Origin of the sequence: Rhodopila globiformis (assembly GCF_002937115.1) — a bacterium.
GTDB classification, from domain to species: Bacteria; Pseudomonadota; Alphaproteobacteria; order Acetobacterales; family Acetobacteraceae; genus Rhodopila; species Rhodopila globiformis.
This window is the reverse complement of the sequence record NZ_NHRY01000043.1, coordinates 12,890-29,213: the sequence shown is the minus strand read 5'-3', so window position 1 is coordinate 29,213 and position 16,324 is coordinate 12,890. Positions and strand designations below refer to the sequence as shown.

The window sequence follows — 16,324 nt, the reverse complement described above, 5'->3', positions numbered from 1 at the left end:
GGCGATGAACTGATCCAAGGGGGCCTCCCGCAATCGTGGTGCTCACCCTCAGCCAAAGAGTCGATCATGCCCGCGTCGGGCAAGTCCAAATCGCGTGTCAAGGACTTTCGAAGTGCGAATCCCCTGGCCAGCACGTCGCGCAGCGCGGCGTAGCCGGGGGCCTCGACGTTCGTGACATTGCCATCACGGCAGCCCTGCGCCAGTCTGGCGATGATGATGTCGCACTGGGCTTCCAGCTCGGCCGCCGGCAGCCGGACATCCGGCGTGGCGCGCAGAACCTTGAGCCAGTCGGCGAGGATCGGCTTGTGTGATTCCGCCAGCAACTGCGGCAGGCGTGACGCAAGAGGGGTTACCATGATCGGATTCGCACCTGTAGCAATCGTGCTCGGCCCCAAAGTCGCGCAAAAAAAATAGCGGCACAATCGGAACGGATATCACACGGGCGTGAACCCTTGTGGCGGGCACGGCATCCTGTCCTGTCGCATCGGATTTGCCGGGAAAACAGTAACAATGCCTGAGCCAAATAATCGTTATGGACTGACCGCGGCCCGCAGGCACGGACGCCCCGGACGCGAAACCAGGCCGGGGAGCCTGACCGTCGACGTCCACGCGCACGTGCTGGTGCCGGCAGCGGCGGCGTTTGTCCAGCCGCACCTCACGCCGGACCCGAGACTGGCGGCTTACGCGCGGGAAACCCAGATCCTTTCGCGCCGGCAGGACGAGGACCGCCTGCCCAACATGACCGACCTGTCGTTACGCATGCGTGATTTCGACGCGATGGGGATCGACGCGCAGGTGATCAGCCCCGCACCCGGTCAGTGCTATTATGACGTTCCGGCCGACATCGGCGCGCAGGCAGCCCGCATGGTCAACCAGGGCATTGCCGCGATCATGGCGGCGAAGCGTGACCGGATTCCGGCGGCGCTCGGCACGGTTCCGCTGCAGGCCGGCGGCGACGCGGCGGCGGCGGAACTGGAGCATTGCGTCCGGACACTGGGCTTCAAGGGGGTCGAGGTGCTGGCCCATGCCGGCGACCTGGAACTCTCCGACCCATCGCTGGAGCCGTTCTGGGCGAAGGCCGAGGCGCTGGGCGCGGTGGTTTTCATCCATCCCGCGGGGTTCACCGAGCCGCGCCGGTTCGGGCGGTTCTATTTCAGCAACGTCATCGGCAATCCGCTGGACACCGCCATGGCGCTGCATCACCTGATTTTCGATGGCGTGCTGGAACGGTATCCCGGCCTGCAGATCCTCGCCGCGCACGGCGGCGGCTACCTGCCGGCTTATTCCGGACGCATCGATCATGCCTGGGGCGCGCGCAGCGACGCGCATGGGCAGTTGCCGAAGCCGCCGAGCACGTACCTGAAAAGGATCTATCTCGATACGATCGTCTTCACGCCTGAGCAACTGGAGGCCCTGGCCGGACTTTTCGGGGTAGAAAAGATTCTGCTGGGAACTGATTATCCCTATGACATGGGCGAATACGACCCGATCGGGCATATCGGCTCGGTCGCGTCGTTCAGCGACGCCGATCGGGCGGCCATCGCGGGGGGAAACGCGAAGGCGCTGTTCGGTTTGTGAGAGCCTGCCTGGTTGAGGCGAGCCTGAAAATTCGGAGTGGTTGCTGTCTGGCTGGAAGCCGGCGCTGCGTGGCAGGATTGAATCGATTGCTGGCTCGGAGGAAGGCATGGCGTACGTGGTCTGGCTCGGCCCGCTGTCCGGTAAGGTGCCTCCCCGGCAGGGACAGTGTGGATGATGGCGTATTTTTGTTCGCACAGAGAAGAAGCCGAGGGTTGTGGAGGGCCACAGGGCATCAGGGGGGACATTGCGCGGTCTGGTGCGGACATGGGCATGGTGCAAAGCGGAGTCATCAATCCGGGCCAGGCGGCGGCGTCTGGCGTCGCATCGTCCAACGGTGCCGGTCACGACGCACGTCGCGCGCAGCGCATAACGCCTGCTTTGAGGCCCTTGACGGCCCTCATTTTTCCTCTGTGGTTACATTTCAGGACGATCCGCCCGCACGCCCGCCGCCCGTGGCGCGCGCGCAATCGAACTACGGCCCCTGCCCATGTCGATATCGGAATGACATCGGATCTCGGGGCGACGCGGCTCCGCGCAACCGGCTGTTCATCGCCATTTGACAAACAGACGCCTGGCAACGCTTTTTCCTGCAGTCATTTCCAGGCATGATACCAGGCGGGCCAACGCATGAAGCCCGAACAAAGAACAGGGGGGACTCTGATGAAAACGCTGCGTAGTGCGAAATTACTGTCGCGGCCAATGCAGATGCTCAAGAATCGAAATCGGCGCGCTGTTCTCGCCCTGGCGATTGTCGCAGCCTTCGCGGCCGGGCCAGCCTGGGCGGAGGACCCGGGCTTTCCGGCGCCCAATGGCGATCCCGGCGTACTGCCCGCCGGCGCCAAACTCGACCGCGTCTTCGACGGCGGGTGCATGCTGACCGAAGGCATCGCGACCAGTCCGGACGGCATGGTCTATTTCAGCGACATCACCTTCACCAAATTCTGCAAGGACCCGTCGGGCAAGTTCCTGCAGGCCGGGAACATCTGGAAGTATGATCCAAAGACCAAACAGGCGACGATCTTCCGCTCGCCGAGCGGCATGTCGAACGGCATGAAGTTCGACGCCCAGGGCAACCTCGTCATCGCCGAGGGTGCCGACTACGGCGGGCGCCGCCTGACCAAGACTGATATGAAGACCGGCAAGAGCTATATCCTGAGCGGCCTCTACAACGGCCAGCCCTACAACAGCCTCAACGACCTGACGATCGACGAGAAGGGCCGGATCTACTTCACCGACCCCCGCTACCTGGGCTGGGAGCCGATGAACCAGCCGGTGCAGGCCGTCTACCGGCTCGACCCGGACGGCAAGGTGACCCGGCTGATCACGGATGCCGCCAAGCCGAACGGGGTGCAGGTGTCGCCGGACCAGAAGACGCTCTATGTGCTGGCGCACGACAACGGCGCGCACGACTTCCTGGAGAAGGGCGAGACCGCGCAGAAGGGCATGATGGCCTGCCTCGCCTATGACCTGTCGCCGGACGGAACCGTCAGCAACCGCCGGGTGCTGGTCAACTGGCTGCCCAACGACGGCGGCGACGGCATGAGCATCGATGTCGATGGCAACCTCTACATCGCGGTGCGCAGCGAGGCGGCGCCGGGACTGTATGTCTATTCGCCCGAGGGCAAGCAGCTCGCCTATGTCTCGACCGGGAAGGAACTGCCGACCAACGTGGCGTTCGGGTATGGCAATGATGCCAACCTGCTGTATCTGACGTCGGGCAAGAGCGTGTACACGATCCGCATGGCGAAGAAGGGCTGGCACCTGCCGTCTTCGTAAGGCGGGGCGTCGCCGGCCTGGACACGCCCGGCCAGCGGATCGGGCCTGAGGCCGGGTGCCGCCATATGCAAAGCCGCCCGTCCCCTGCGGGAACGGGCGGCGCAAACCAGCCGGGTCAGCCGACCATCAACGCGAGTAGAATTCGACCACCAGGTTCGGTTCCATCTGCACCGGATACGGCACGTCCGACAGCTTCGGCGCCCGGGCAAAGCGGCCCTTCATGGCGCGGTGATCGACTTCCAGATACTCCGGCACGTCACGCTCGGTGCTTTGCGTCGCATCCAGCACCACGGCGAGCTGCTTGGACTTCTCCTTCACCTCGATGGTGTCGTTGTCCTTCACCAGGTAGGACGGGATGTTGACGCGCTTGCCGTTGACCAGCAGGTGCCCGTGCGAGACGAACTGCCGCGCCGCGAACGGGGTGACGGCGAACTTCATGCGGTAGGCGACGGCGTCCAGGCGACGCTCCAGGATCTCGATCAGGTTCTCCGAGGTGTCGCCCTTCCGGCGCACGGCTTCCTCGTAGTACTTGCGGAACTGCTTCTCGCTGATGTTGCCGTAGTAGCCCTTCAGCTTCTGCTTCGCCATCAGCTGGGTGCCGAAGTCCGTCGGCTTCTTGCGCCGCTGGCCGTGCTGGCCCGGCCCGTATTCCCGCTTGTTGATCGGCGACTTCGACCGGCCCCAGAGGTTGATCCCCAGGCGGCGGTTGATCTTGTACTTGCTTTCGGCGCGCTTGGTCATGGGCGCGGTTGGCCTTTTCGTCCTGTTGTTGCACCGGTAGGCCTGTCGGTACCGTACCGACAGGCGGGCGCGGACCATGCCAGCGCCGCTGGCGGCCCGTCCACGTTCCCGGCCGTGAAGAGCGGCGCGTATAGGCCGCCACTTGCCGGCTTGTCAAACATTCCTCCGCTCGCTAGCAAGCCGGCATGATCACGCGCGGCGAAATCATCTGGCTCGGCGTTTCCGCCGGCGTTACCGGTAGCCTGGTAGGCGGCATGATGCTGGGCATCGGCATGGACCTCATCGTCAACGGCCAGCCTTTGGGGTGGCTGCTGCTGCTGCCCGCTGCTCCGGTCGCCGCCCTGCCCGGCTGGCTGCTGGCGCGCAAGCTGGCCAATCAGCTGTAGCCCCGGCGCGCTCCGGGCGGAAAACCGCTACGGCTTGTCCGCGAAACGGCGGGCGGTCAGCTCCTCGAGGTCGAGCTCGCTTTCCAGCGCATGCAGCGTGCTGTCGTGGATCTCCCCCGTCCTGTGCAGGCGGACAAGTTCCTCGCGCCCGGCGGCGAGCGCGATCAGCACGGCGGAAAAATGCTCCTGGCGATGTGACCGCAATTCCTGCTCGCCCTGGCTGAAGCGCTCGGCGGCGCGCATGCGATAGGAATACTGCTCGAGCAGGCGGGGATGGCGCTGCGATCCGTCCTCGGCCGCGGAGACGCGCTCGATGGCCGCGAGCTGGGCGCGGGCCAGCCTCGCACGCGCCGCCGACTCGCCGATGGGGGCGGTGCCGGGGCCGTCGAACCGCTCCAGGCGCAGCAGCCGGATCAACGGCGCCAGCGTGGCGCCCTGCAGCAGCACGGTCACCAGGATGACGGCGAAGGTGGCGGCGATGATGAAGTCGCGGCCGGGGAACCTCTCGGGCAGCGCCAGGGCCGCCGCCAGGCTGACAACCCCCCGCATCCCGGCCCAGCTGATCACCACCGGGATCGCCAGCGGCGGATACGGATCGCGCCGCCGGATCGGCGGAATCAGCAGGCGCAGGAGATAGGCGCTGGGCAGGACCCAGGCGAATCGCGACAGGATCACCACGCCGATGATCGCGCCGATCGGCCACAGCAGGGGCAGCGCGCTGACGCCGTCGAGACGCGCCAGCACGCCCCGCAGCGACAGCCCGATCAGGATGAAAATCAGCGATTCGAGGACGAAGGTGACCAGCCCCCATGTCGCGCGGGCCGCCACCCGGGTCTCGGCGGTGAGCGTTTCGTGCTGGCGCCAGCCGACGATCAGGCCGCAGGCCACCGTCGCCAGCACACCGCTGACGGATAGCGCCTCGGCGCCGATATAGGCCCCCCAGCCGAGCAGGAAGCTGCTGACCGTGGCGAGGTTCGGGTCGCGCAGGCGCCCGAGCAGCAGACTGCCGAGATAGCCGATGACCACGCCGGCCGCGACGCCGCCGACGGCCAGCAGCACGAAGCTTTCGGCGGCCTGCGCAAGGCTGAAGGCGCCGGTCAGCGCGGCGGCGACGGAAAACCGGTAGAGCACGAGGCCGGAGGCGTCGTTGACCAGGCTTTCGCCCTCCAGCAGCGTCACCACGCGTCGCGGCAGGTGCACATGCTCCAGCACCGCCGCCGCGGCGACCGCGTCGGGCGGCGAGACGATCGCCCCCAGGGCAAAGCAGGCCGCCCAGGGCAGCGAGGGCAGGACCGCATGCGTCACGATGCCGACCGCAGCCGTGGTGAACACGACGGCCCCGACGGCGAGTTGCAGGATGATCCGGAGATCGGCGCGAAAGTCCCGCCAGGCGGTGGTGTAGGCGTCCGCCTGCAGAAGGGGCGGCAGGAACAGCACCAGGGCCAGGTCGGGGTTGAGCTGGACCGTCGGCAATCCGGGGACCAGCGCCAGGCCGATCCCGCCCAGGATCAGCATCGCCGCGGGCGGCAGATGCAGGCGCTTCGCAATGAGCACGAGGACAATGACGGCGGCGAGCAGCGCCAGTATGACCTCGAAGCTATGAACGACGTTCACCTGCGCCCCCCGGTTCGGTTGGTCCTTCCGCTTCAGATTGTGCGGAACCCGGCGCCGTCCAGGCGGGCCGCGCCAGCGGGAAAACGTTGCTCAGCTGCGGCGGTGGAAGGTGGATGGCCGGGACAAGCCCGCATTGACGCTGAAACAGGCGGGTTGGCGGCACGTCCGTTGCAAACGCGTCATGGTGAGCGCAGGCCCACCCTGACGCGGAAGGGCCGGTGCCCCGCGCCCTATGACGCGGCAATTCCCTGAGGCTCTTGTCGGATTCCGGGGTGGTCGGGTGAGGCGTTCCACGGCCGCGAAATCCAACCGGAACCGTGTTGAAAAGGTCCACGACACTGCCCTGTCGGATGACGTGCGCCCCCGCTGCGGCAACAGCCCTGCTGCATTTGCGTTCATCTGCGTTCATCTGCGGTTCCATTTCTGCTTTGGCGCAGCACAGAGGCGTTGGAACATCCCTCCCGCCGCCACGCTGATTCAGGAACCGCAGATGAACGCAGATGAACGCAGATGAACGCAGATGAACGCAGATGGGCCGGTGGTGAACCGGACCTCCGAACATAGGGTCGGCCGCGCGCCGATCGTTGCCGGGACGCTCGGTTGCGGTTTTCAAGGAACCTGCCGGGTTCCGGATGGGCGGTGAAGCGTCTCATACCAGCCCGCATAAAGAATCACTCATCCACGGTCGCGAAGCGCCTTTCATCCGGGTCTGGAGGCCAACATCGATGGGTGATTCTTTTCGCGGGTTGGTATCACCACCCCGAAATCCAACAAGAGCCTTCCCTGATGGGCCCTATGGCGCGATGCCGTTCGCGGCACGCTCCCGCCAATCCGCTGTTTCAAAACATACGATCCGGTTACGCCCCTGCGCCTTCGCACCATACAAAGCCCGATCGGCCCTGCTGACCAGGGCCACCGCCGAGGCATCCTTCGCCGGGATGGCCGTTGCGACGCCCACACTGATCGTCACCGTTCCCGTGCCGCTGCGGTCATGGGGAATCCGGCAGGCCGCCACCGCATCCAGGATGGCGTCCGCAACCTGCACGGCCCCTTCGGCGGGCGTGTCGGGAAGAATGGCCGCGAACTCCTCGCCGCCATAGCGGGCCGCGACGTCGCCCGGCCGCCGCGCGATGCCGCCGATGGTCCTGGCAACGACCCGCAGCACCTCGTCGCCCCGCTGGTGACCGTAGCGGTCATTGTACAGCTTGAAATGATCGACATCGAGCATCAGCAATGACAGCGGCTGGCCCGAGCGGACAGCCCGGGACCATTCCTGGTCAAGCCGGGCGTCGAACTGCCGGCGGTTGGCAACGCCGGTCAGCGCATCCGTCGTCGCCTGCCGGGCCAGCTCGTCGCTTGCCGCGGCCAGCGCGTCCTCGGTGTGCTTGCGCGCGGTGATGTCGCGCGCGATCGTCACGATTTCCTCGGCCTCGCCGGTCAGCAGATTCCGGATCAGCGAGCTGTGCGTCTCGATCCAGATGATCGATCCGTTCTTGTGAAAGATCCGGTAGATCGAGGTGACCTGCAAGCCGGCGCGTTCATGGCGCAGCCGCTCGAACATCTGCAGCACGACCGGACGATCGTCGGGATGCAGCAGCGGCAGGCAAGGCTGTCCGACAACCTCCTCCGGATGATAGCCGCCGATGGACAGCGCCGCGGGCGACACGTAGCGGCAGATCAGGTCCATGCCGATGCGCAGGATGACGTCGCTGGCATGCTCGGCCAGGGCACGGTACTGTTCCTCGCTGGCCCTGGCTGTCCGCTCGGCCACGTCGCGCTGTGCCACTTCGCGCCGCAGCAGCATGACCAGCAGCATGGCGCTGCCACCCAGCGCGACGACGACCGCCGCGACCTGCAGTGCTTTGCCGAACCAGGCGGCATAGACGGTATCCAGCGGAACCGTCGTGACCGCCACGAGCGGATAGTCGCCGATTTGCCGGTAGGCATAGAGGCGGGGCATGCGGTCGATGACCGAAACGTCCTCGAACTCGCCGGAGGGCGTGGCCGACAATCGGGCCAGGACCCTGGAGTTCGGCAGCCGAGTGCCCGTCAGGCTGCCATCCGACGGGAATCGGGCGATGATGGTGCCGTCGGTTCTCAGTACCGTCACCGCGCTGCGCTCACCAAGCCTGAGGCCCCGCACGATGTCGGCGAATCCGGCCAGCTTCAGCGTCCCGGCGGCGACGCCGATGAAACGCCCATCAGGCGAGGGCAGCCGCCGGCTGATCGCAATGACCCAGTCGCCGCCGGGCATGCGCCGGAACGGACGGCTGATGTACAGCCCGGCATCCGGGCGCTCGCGTTGCACCAGGAAATAGTCCCGCTCCGACACGTTGCCTGGCCGCGCCACTGCCGTGGCCGCTTCGTAAACCCGGTCACCGGCCGCGTTGGTGATCATCAGCCCGCCGAGATAGGGCACGCCCGCGGCCCCGCCGAACAGGGCGGCCTGCCGGATCGCCGGGTCCGCGCTGCCGATGCCCGGCAACGCGCGTGCCTGGATTGCCGCCTGCAGGGAGAGGTCGACGGAACCGATGCTCCTGGCGATCTCACGCTCGACCAGGGTGGTGAGGTTCGCTGCCTCGAGCACGGCCCGGTCCCGTGCCTGGTTGCGGGCGTCGACGATCACCCACAGCGCGCCAAACGCCAGGACATTGAGCAGGATCGGGCCGATCGGCAGCAGCATCCGGAGAAGGCGAGGCCGGATCCGGCTGAAATGTCGCACAAGTTCTGGATTCATCACGACGTCAATTGCGGCCAGGACGCGGCGGCTGGCCGCCCGCCCGGTACTACCACGGTGCCGTGACAATAACGAAGAGATTTCGTTTTGCTTCTCAAGCACGACCTGGCTGCGATCATGTTGCGTGATAGTACCGTCTGGCATTCCGCGCACGTGGTGTCAGCCCAACGGTTCCGCCGGGTTTTGGCGACGGAAGGCCCTATGGCCTACGTCGCCGTCCAGCCGCCGTCCACCTGGTATGCCGCCCCGGTGACGAAGCTGGCCCGGCTGGAGCACAACCAGACCACCATCTCGGCGATTTCCCGGGGTTCCCCGAAGCGGTGCATCGGCGTGCGCTCGATGATGGCGTCGCCGCGCTGCTCGCGGGTGCGCGCCGTCATGCGCGTGGCGATGAAGCCGGGGCAGACGGCGTTCACCCGGATGGCGTCCTCGGCGTACTCCATTGCGGCGGTCTTGGTCAGGCCGATGACGGCGTGCTTCGCCGCGACATAGGCGCCGGAGGTTTTCAGGCCGACCAGCCCGGCGATCGAGGCGGTGTTGACGATGGCGCCGCCGCCGGCCTGCCGCAGCAGCGGCAGCTCGTGCTTCATGCACAGCCAGACGCTCTTGAGGTTGACCTCGATCATCCGGTCGAACGAGGCTTCCGACCATTCATGCGTCAGCTGGCCGAAGGAATCCACCTGGTACGGCGCGATCCCGGCATTGTTGAACGCGCAGTCGAGCCGGCCGTAGGCGGCGATGGTGGCGTCCAGCATCGCCTGCACCTGCGCGGCGGCCGTGACGTCGCCCGAGAGGCTGATCGCCTGGCCGCCGGCGGCGTTGATCAGGCTGACGGTCTCCGCGGCGGCGCCCGCCTCGTAATCCGCCACCGCGACGCGGGCGCCTTCGCGGGCAAAGGCCAGGGACGTTTCGCGCCCGATGCCGTTGCCACCGCCCGTCACCAGGGCGATTTTGCCATCCAATAGGCCGGTCATGACGTTTCCTCCTGTTGCGCCGGCAGGATTCCGCACCGGGTCCTGAATTTCAATCCTCGGCGCGGTTGTCATTCTGGTACGGACGCTTCAACCATCATGGCGGCTACCCGGGCCAAGAGCCCGGGCACAGGCTTCTGGCCGCCATACACGCCTTCGCGGCTTCAACACCGTAAAGCTTGGATGCCAGGCCTTCGCCCGGCATAACGATGAGAGGCCGGTGCCAACGTGCCAGAATTTCGGGCGCTTGGTATTATGCAGCACCCGGAAGATTCTGGCCGTTGTCCCGCGACAGTTGGCGCGCCTGCGTTGGCCTGACGGGTCGGCCTGAAGAGTGACGAAACCGGCAATGTTTCCCGGGAACCGTATTACTCGGCGATTTCGACGCCGTTGCGGACCGCGGCGGGATCGAACCCGCCTGACTGCCGCCGCCACAGGCGCGCATAGACCCCGTTGCGCCGCAGCAATTCGGCGTGGGAGCCGGTTTCGACGATCCGTCCCGCGTCCAGCACGATCAGCCGGTCCATGCGGGCGATGGTGGACAGGCGGTGGGCGATGGCAATGACGGTGCGGCCTTCCATCAGCGCATCGAGCTGTTCCTGGATGACCGCCTCGACCTCGGAATCCAGCGCCGAGGTGGCCTCGTCCAGCACCAGGATCGGCGCATTCTTGAGGATTACCCGCGCCAGCGCCACCCGCTGCCGCTGCCCGCCGGACAGCTTCACGCCGCGCTCGCCCACGTGCGCGTCGTAGCCGCGGCGGCCGTGCCAGTCCTCCAGACCCAGGATGAACTCGTGCGCCGCGGCGCGTTTGGCGGCGGCGACGATCTCGGCGTCCGAGGCGTTTGGCCGGCCATAGCGGATGTTCTCGCGGATCGAGCGGTGCAGCAGCGAGGTGTCCTGCGTCACCATCGCGATGTGGCGGCGCAGGCTTTCCTGGGTGATGCCGGCGATGTCCTGGCCGTCGATCAGGATGCGGCCGGCGGCGGGGTCGAAGAAATGCAGCAGCAGGTTCACCAGCGTGGATTTGCCGGCGCCGGACGGGCCGACCAGGCCGACGCGCTCGCCCGGAGCGATGTCCAGGTCGATGCCGTGCAGCACCGCCGGCGCGACCTCGGATACCAGGTTGCGGACGCGGCCGTAGTCGAAGTGCAGGGCCTCGAAGCGGATGCCGCCGCCGGTGACGCGCAGCTCCGCGGCCTCCGGCGGGTCGGGCATCTGGCGGGGGACGTCGATCGAGCGCATGCCGTCCTGCACCGTGCCGATGTTCTCAAAGATCGCGGTGACGCTGCGGGCGACCCAGCCGGCGATGTTGTTGAGCTGCCAGGCCAGCGGAATGGCGGTGGCGACGGCGCCGATGGCGATCCGCCCGGCGGACCACTGCCACAGCGCCAGCGCCGCCATCGACACGATCAGGCTGGCGTTCATCATCATCAGGGTGCTGGTGTAGGCTGTGGTCATGCGGGTCTGGGCGCGCATGGCGTCGGTGTGCTCGTCGATGGCGTCGCGGACGAAGGCGTCCTCGTCGGCGGCGCGGGCGAACAGCTTCACCGTCAGGATGTTGGTGTAGCTGTCGACGATGCGCCCGGTCAGGCTGGAGCGCATTTCCGATACGCGGCGGGACCGGTCGCGCAGCCTGGGGACGAACCAGCGCAGCATGACGGCGTAGAGGCCGAACCAGACCACTAGCGGCAGGGTCAGGCGCCAGTCCAGCCGCCCCAGCAGCACCAGCGCGCTGGAGCCATAGACCAGGATGTACCAGGCGGCGTCGAACGCCATCACCAGGCTCTCGCGCAGCGCCGGGCCGGTCTGCAGCACGCGGTTGGCGATGCGGCCGGCGAAATCGTTCTGGAAGAACGTCCAGCTTTGCCGCACCACGTGCCAGTGGTTTTGCCACCGGATCATGTTGGAGAAGCCGGGATTGACGATCTGGTTCACCAGGATGGCGTGCGCGACGAACGTCAGCGGCCGGATCACCAGCAGCACGAAGGCCATGCCCATCAAGCTCCAGCCGGCGTCGCGGAACAGGGTCTGCGGCGTGTGGCTGGAGATCAGGCTGACGACGCGGCCGATGAAGGTGGGGATCATCGTGTCGAGCACGGCGATCAGGCCGCCGCAGACGAACAGGGCGACGGTCAGGCGGCCGACCTGGCGGATATAGTGCCAGTAGAAACGAACCAGGCCGGCGGTCGGCGGTGGCGCGGGGGCATCGGCGGTGGGGTCAAGCAGGGCTTCGAAGCGGCGCAACATAAGGATCAGCGGTGGACCCTGTTGGCCGCTTCGTCAATCAAAGCTTGCAGGAGCGCTGCTATCAGCCGTTATTTCCCGGCCGGCACCGGGGCGCTGAAGGCAAACGCGCCGTTGCGGAATTCGCTGGCCCCGACAGGCCTGGCGATCCGGTAGGCCGCGAACGCATCGCCCGATGGCGCGGTCAGCTCCGCCGACACCAGGTTCGCCTTGCAAACGTCGCCGGCGAACGGGATTTTCGTGACGACGACCTGCCCGGTTTCCGTTGACCGCGACAGGTAATTCAGCTCGGCGGCGGCCGGGGCACATCCGTTCGGCACCGGTTTGATTTCCGCGGTAACGATCTCTTTTCCGTCGAAAATGCCGATGGCGCGCTTGCCGTCCGCGGTCGGTTCAAGGCGGGACGTGCCCGGACGCACCGGAAGCCCGTTGTATTCCTTCAGCGCGGCAGACGTCTTCGGTTCCGGGCCATAGATCCCGGCCAGCATCCAGCGCCCCTTGATCCCCTCGGGCGAGTCGTAGCCTTCGACGTCGACGTAGAGATAGGCTGCCGAATAGGGAGCAATCCCGTTTCCGTGCCGGACGCTGTAGATGTTGATGCCGCCGGTCATGCCCTTGGCCGGCTCGATCCCCGGCGGCAGCGCCTTGCGGATGGCGGCTTCATCCCACACGACGCTGATGCCGACGCCGTTCATCCCGGTCAGTTCATAGGGCGGCGGCGGCGGAGCGTGGTCCGCGGCCCTGGCCGGGACGGCCGCGGCCGTCAGGGCCAGGCCGGCGATCGTGCCGATGCCGAGCGACTGCGACAGCCACGCGGCGACACGGGTCTTGAGCATGTGCGTTTCTCCCCGATTATCGATTTGTTATCGTTTTGGCAGCCGATAAGTCCGGGTGTCAGCGGGAGCGGCGCCGGCAAGCGCCATCCCATAAAAAGGCATGCAGGAATTGCATGCGCCGCCCCACGCTGTCGCGAAGGACTCGTACGGTCAAGAAAACACGCCGTTACGTCGGCAAGTATCAGGCGGCGGCCTCCGCCGGAGCGCCGAGTTCCCGCAGGCGCGGCGCCACCTCCTTGCCGAACAGCGTGATGTTCGCCCTGGCGTCCTGGTGCGACAGGTAGCCGCCCTGACCGAAGAACAGCAGGTGGCCGACGCCGCCCATGCGGGTGTTGAACGCCTGCAACTGGGCGAACACGTCGTCCGGTGTGCCGGCGAACACCGTGTCGGTGTCCATGAACTGCTGCACCGTCGCCGTGCGATGGTCAATCGGCTGGCCGTCGCGATCGGTGACAAGCCGATGCGCCCGCGGACCGGCCTTCAGCATGGCGACGTTGGCCGCGATCGAGTTGTAGCCCGGCGGATTGGTGAACGGTTCGGCCACCACCGGCGCGGTGCGCACATAGTCGGCGATGCTGTCGGCGCGGCGCAGCCCCTCCTGCCGCGTGGTGCCGACGCCGACAATGGCGGCATAGGCCATGCGGTCGGGACCGGCTTCCCAGCCAAGCTCGCGGGCGCGCTTGCGGTAGGCGTCGTACATCGGCTTCGCCAGCCCGCCCGACAGCAGGGTGCCGACGACATGGCCTTTCTCCGCCGCCAGCTTCCCGGTCTCCACGCTCATGCCCGTCATCCACACCGGCGGCGTCGGCTGCTGGATCGGCCGCGGCCAGATGTTGACGTTGCGGTACTGGAAGAACTCGCCCTCCCAGGAGAACGGGCCATCATGCGTGGACAGCGCCTTCAGGATCAGGTCGTGCGCCTCCCAGTAGCGGCGCATCAGCCGCCCGGGGTTGGAATTGGCCGGCGCGATCTCGTACGGCGCGCCCTTCACCAGCCCCATCTCCAGCCGCCCGCCGGACAGGCAGTCGAGCCAAGCCATCTCCTCGGCGACCCGCACCGGATCGGGGCGGTTGGCGATCGGGTTGCCCAGCGTCAGCAGCCGGGCGGTTCTGGTTTCGCGCGCAATCACCGCCAGCGCCATCGGCACCGAGACGGTCATGCAGGTGGCGGTGCTGTGGTGCTCGTTCACCATGATGTCGAGGCCGGCCTCGTCGCACAGGGCGAACTCGTCGAGGTAGCGGTTCAGCAGGGCGCCGGCTTCGCGCGGATCGACGATTTCGTTGGGAAAGTTCACCCGCAGCGAGCCGCGCGCGAGGCCCTTTTCCCACGCTGGGTGGTACGCCATTTCCGAGAAATACCAGGTGCGCATGGCGGTGGCTCCTTCACAGTCGCTGGGTGAACGCAAGCAGCGCGCGGTCGAACGCCTCCGGCTGCTCCCAGTGCGGGTAGTGTCCGGCGGCGGGAATCGTCTCCAGCGTGGCGCCGGGGATTTCCGCCTTCCATGCCTCGCCGTAGGCAAGCCGGACGATGCCGTCCTGCTCGCCCCACAGCAGGTGCGCCGGGATGTCGATGCGGTGCAGCCAGCGCTTCAGCCGCGGATTGTGCATGTAAGGCTTCCAGCCGAACACGCACAATGCCTCCCGCCCGCGGGCGATGGCGGCCAGTTCCGTTTCCGGCAGTTGCGTATAGTCGATCTCCCCCTTCGCCGGATCGGCCCAGGCGAGGCGCATGAAGTCCGCGCGCGGAATGGCGTGCATGTCGGTGATGTCGCGGTCCGTTACGCCGCCGACTTTGATGCCCAGCGGCGCGGACAGCAGCAGGCCGGCGAAACGCCGCGTGTTGCGGACGGCGATTTCCGCCGCCACCCAGCCGCCGAAGCAGGCGCCGGCGAGAACCGCGTTCTCCAGCTTCAGCGCCGCGGCCAGGTCGAGATAGAGATAGGCAAGATCATCGACCGTGCCGAGCCAGTCCGGCAACGCCGATCCGCCGAAGCCGGGATGGTGGGGCGCGATGACTCGATGGTGCCGCGCGAGCCGATCGAGCCACGGACGATCCGGCTGCAGCCCTTCCCCGGGATGCAGGAACAGCAGCGGACGCCCCTGCCCTTTCTCCTCAATCTCCAGCGCGACGCCGGAGACGGTGATGTGCCGGCCCATGCCGTTCCTCCCTGTTCCTGTCGTTGGATTTGAGTTTACCTGCCCGCCCGGCCGGAGCAACCGCAGCGGGCGGGGTTGCCTGCACCGGGCCGACATGATCCCCTTGCGCCGCCGGGATCCGTGCCCGCCGCCGACAAGGATGAAGACCATGCCGAAGCCGCTGGAAGGCCTGCTCGTCGTTTCGCTGGAGCAGGCTGTCGCCGCCCCCTATTGCTCGTCCCGCCTTGCCGACGCCGGCGCGCGCGTGATCAAGATCGAGCGCCCCGAAGGCGATTTCGCCCGCGGCTACGACCGCGCCGTGCACGGGCAGTCGAGCTATTTCGTCTGGCTGAACCGCGGCAAGGAAAGCCTGGTCGCCGACATCAAGCAGCCCGGGGACGCGGCGCTGCTGCACCGGCTGCTGGCCCGGGCCGACGTGTTCATCCAGAACCTGGCGCCCGGCGCGGCGGCACGGGCCGGGTTCGGGTCGGATGCGTTGCAGGCGCGGTACGAGCGGCTGATTACGGTCGACATCAGCGGCTACGGCGACACCGGCGATTATGCCTCAATGAAGGCGTATGACCTTCTGGTGCAGGCCGAGGCCGGGCTGGCAATGGTGACCGGCCGTCCGGAAGGGCCGGGCCGCGTCGGCGTCTCCATCGCCGATGTCGGCTGCGGCATGAACGCCTATACCGGGGTGCTGGAGGCGCTGATCGAGCGCGGCATCACCGGGCGCGGCAAGAGGCTCAAGATCAGCCTGTTCGACGCGGTGGCCGACTGGATGAACGTGCCGCTGCTGTATTTCGAGGGCACCGGGCAGGCGCCGCAGCGGCTGGGCCTGGCGCATCCCTCGATCTGCCCGTACGGCGCGTTTGCAACCAGGGACGGCGCGCTGGTGCTGATCGCCATCCAGAACGAACGTGAATGGGCGACGTTCTGCGCCGGCTTCCTGGATGAACCCGATCTGCCGAAGCAGCCCGGTTTCGAGAGCAATCCGGTCCGCGTCGCCAACCGCGCCACGGTGGACGCGCGTGTCGCCGCGATGTGCGCGTCGCTGACACGGGATCAGGCGGCGGCGAAGTTGCGGGCGTCCAACACGGCATATGGCTTCGTCAACGACCTCGCGGCGCTGAGCCGGCACCCGGCATTGCGACGGGCCAGGGTCGCTCTGCCGAACGGCAGCGTGGCGGAGATCGTTGCGCCGGCGGTGATCCGGACGGGCGAGACTCCGCGCTTGGGCCCGGTGCCGGCAATCGGCGCCCACAGCGCGGCGATCCGGGCGGAGTTTTCGGACTGAGGCAGTT

The 16,324-nt window shown here is 67.1% G+C and carries 13 protein-coding genes; 4 read left to right on the top strand and 9 right to left on the bottom strand.

The features are described from left to right. The coding region (locus CCS01_RS02985) for an RsbRD N-terminal domain-containing protein (protein ID WP_146101542.1) at positions 1 to 356 on the bottom strand (356 nt) is incomplete at its 3' end. Between the two features lie 154 nt (positions 357 to 510). On the opposite strand from CCS01_RS02985, the gene CCS01_RS02980 reads away from it, so the two are divergent. Continuing rightward, positions 511 to 1,578, top strand: coding sequence for an amidohydrolase family protein (locus CCS01_RS02980; protein ID WP_104517345.1), 1,068 nt, complete (start codon positions 511 to 513; stop codon positions 1,576 to 1,578). Between the two features lie 705 nt (positions 1,579 to 2,283). Further along, positions 2,284 to 3,354 carry an SMP-30/gluconolactonase/LRE family protein gene (locus CCS01_RS02975; RefSeq protein ID WP_158258197.1) on the top strand — a complete coding sequence of 357 codons (1,071 nt, stop codon included), beginning with the start codon at positions 2,284 to 2,286 and terminating at the stop codon, positions 3,352 to 3,354. 126 nt (positions 3,355 to 3,480) lie between these two features. Here the strand turns inward: CCS01_RS02975 and rpsD are convergent, their stop codons facing one another. Beyond that, positions 3,481 to 4,095, bottom strand: a complete 615-nt coding sequence (gene rpsD, locus CCS01_RS02970) for a 30S ribosomal protein S4 (RefSeq protein WP_104517343.1) — start codon at positions 4,093 to 4,095, stop codon at positions 3,481 to 3,483. Positions 4,096 to 4,280: 185 nt separating this feature from the next. Between rpsD and CCS01_RS02965 the strand changes: the two genes are divergently transcribed. Beyond that, positions 4,281 to 4,481 (top strand): hypothetical protein, encoded by a 201-nt coding sequence (locus CCS01_RS02965; protein ID WP_104517342.1) that lies wholly within the window; start codon positions 4,281 to 4,283, stop codon positions 4,479 to 4,481. Positions 4,482 to 4,508: 27 nt separating this feature from the next. On the opposite strand, the gene CCS01_RS02960 is transcribed toward CCS01_RS02965, so the two are convergent. The 7 genes from CCS01_RS02960 to CCS01_RS02930 all read right to left on the bottom strand — a co-directional run bounded on the left by CCS01_RS02960 (position 4,509) and on the right by CCS01_RS02930 (position 15,041). Continuing rightward, positions 4,509 to 6,095, bottom strand: a complete 1,587-nt coding sequence (locus CCS01_RS02960) for a Na+/H+ antiporter (protein ID WP_104517341.1) — start codon at positions 6,093 to 6,095, stop codon at positions 4,509 to 4,511. Between the two features lie 793 nt (positions 6,096 to 6,888). Then, complete coding sequence (locus CCS01_RS02955; protein WP_158258196.1) at positions 6,889 to 8,778, bottom strand: sensor domain-containing diguanylate cyclase; 1,890 nt, start codon at positions 8,776 to 8,778, stop codon at positions 6,889 to 6,891. A gap of 260 nt (positions 8,779 to 9,038) precedes the next feature. Continuing rightward, positions 9,039 to 9,806 (bottom strand): glucose 1-dehydrogenase, encoded by a 768-nt coding sequence (locus tag CCS01_RS02950; RefSeq protein WP_104517339.1) that lies wholly within the window; start codon positions 9,804 to 9,806, stop codon positions 9,039 to 9,041. Positions 9,807 to 10,171: 365 nt separating this feature from the next. After that, the gene (locus CCS01_RS02945) at positions 10,172 to 12,052 is read right to left on the bottom strand and encodes an ABC transporter ATP-binding protein (protein ID WP_104517338.1); all 1,881 of its coding nucleotides are present in this window, start codon (positions 12,050 to 12,052) and stop codon (positions 10,172 to 10,174) included. Positions 12,053 to 12,120: 68 nt separating this feature from the next. Further along, positions 12,121 to 12,885, bottom strand: a complete 765-nt coding sequence (locus CCS01_RS02940) for a hypothetical protein (RefSeq protein WP_104517337.1) — start codon at positions 12,883 to 12,885, stop codon at positions 12,121 to 12,123. 181 nt (positions 12,886 to 13,066) lie between these two features. Next, entirely contained in the window at positions 13,067 to 14,254 is a 1,188-nt protein-coding gene (locus tag CCS01_RS02935; RefSeq protein ID WP_104517336.1) for an LLM class flavin-dependent oxidoreductase, read from the bottom strand. A 13-nt stretch (positions 14,255 to 14,267) separates the two neighbouring features. Next, on the bottom strand, positions 14,268 to 15,041 hold the full coding sequence (locus CCS01_RS02930; RefSeq protein ID WP_158258195.1) for an alpha/beta fold hydrolase: 774 nt from the start codon (positions 15,039 to 15,041) through the stop codon (positions 14,268 to 14,270). Between the two features lie 148 nt (positions 15,042 to 15,189). On the opposite strand from CCS01_RS02930, the gene CCS01_RS02925 reads away from it, so the two are divergent. Further along, complete coding sequence (locus CCS01_RS02925) at positions 15,190 to 16,317, top strand: CaiB/BaiF CoA transferase family protein (RefSeq protein ID WP_104517334.1); 1,128 nt, start codon at positions 15,190 to 15,192, stop codon at positions 16,315 to 16,317. The last annotated feature ends 7 nt before the right edge of the window (positions 16,318 to 16,324 follow it).

Coding starts and splice junctions, on each gene's coding strand:
- CCS01_RS02980 (WP_104517345.1), top strand. CDS start 511: ATGCCTGAGCCAAATAATCGTTATGGACTGACCGCGGCCCGCAGGCAC.
- CCS01_RS02935 (WP_104517336.1), bottom strand. CDS start 14,254: ATGCGCACCTGGTATTTCTCGGAAATGGCGTACCACCCAGCGTGGGAA.
- CCS01_RS02945 (WP_104517338.1), bottom strand. CDS start 12,052: ATGTTGCGCCGCTTCGAAGCCCTGCTTGACCCCACCGCCGATGCCCCC.
- CCS01_RS02965 (WP_104517342.1), top strand. CDS start 4,281: ATGATCACGCGCGGCGAAATCATCTGGCTCGGCGTTTCCGCCGGCGTT.
- rpsD (WP_104517343.1), bottom strand. CDS start 4,095: ATGACCAAGCGCGCCGAAAGCAAGTACAAGATCAACCGCCGCCTGGGG.
- CCS01_RS02950 (WP_104517339.1), bottom strand. CDS start 9,806: ATGACCGGCCTATTGGATGGCAAAATCGCCCTGGTGACGGGCGGTGGC.
- CCS01_RS02925 (WP_104517334.1), top strand. CDS start 15,190: ATGCCGAAGCCGCTGGAAGGCCTGCTCGTCGTTTCGCTGGAGCAGGCT.
- CCS01_RS02930 (WP_158258195.1), bottom strand. CDS start 15,041: ATGGGCCGGCACATCACCGTCTCCGGCGTCGCGCTGGAGATTGAGGAG.
- CCS01_RS02975 (WP_158258197.1), top strand. CDS start 2,284: ATGCTCAAGAATCGAAATCGGCGCGCTGTTCTCGCCCTGGCGATTGTC.
- CCS01_RS02955 (WP_158258196.1), bottom strand. CDS start 8,778: ATGCTGCTGCCGATCGGCCCGATCCTGCTCAATGTCCTGGCGTTTGGC.
- CCS01_RS02940 (WP_104517337.1), bottom strand. CDS start 12,885: ATGCTCAAGACCCGTGTCGCCGCGTGGCTGTCGCAGTCGCTCGGCATC.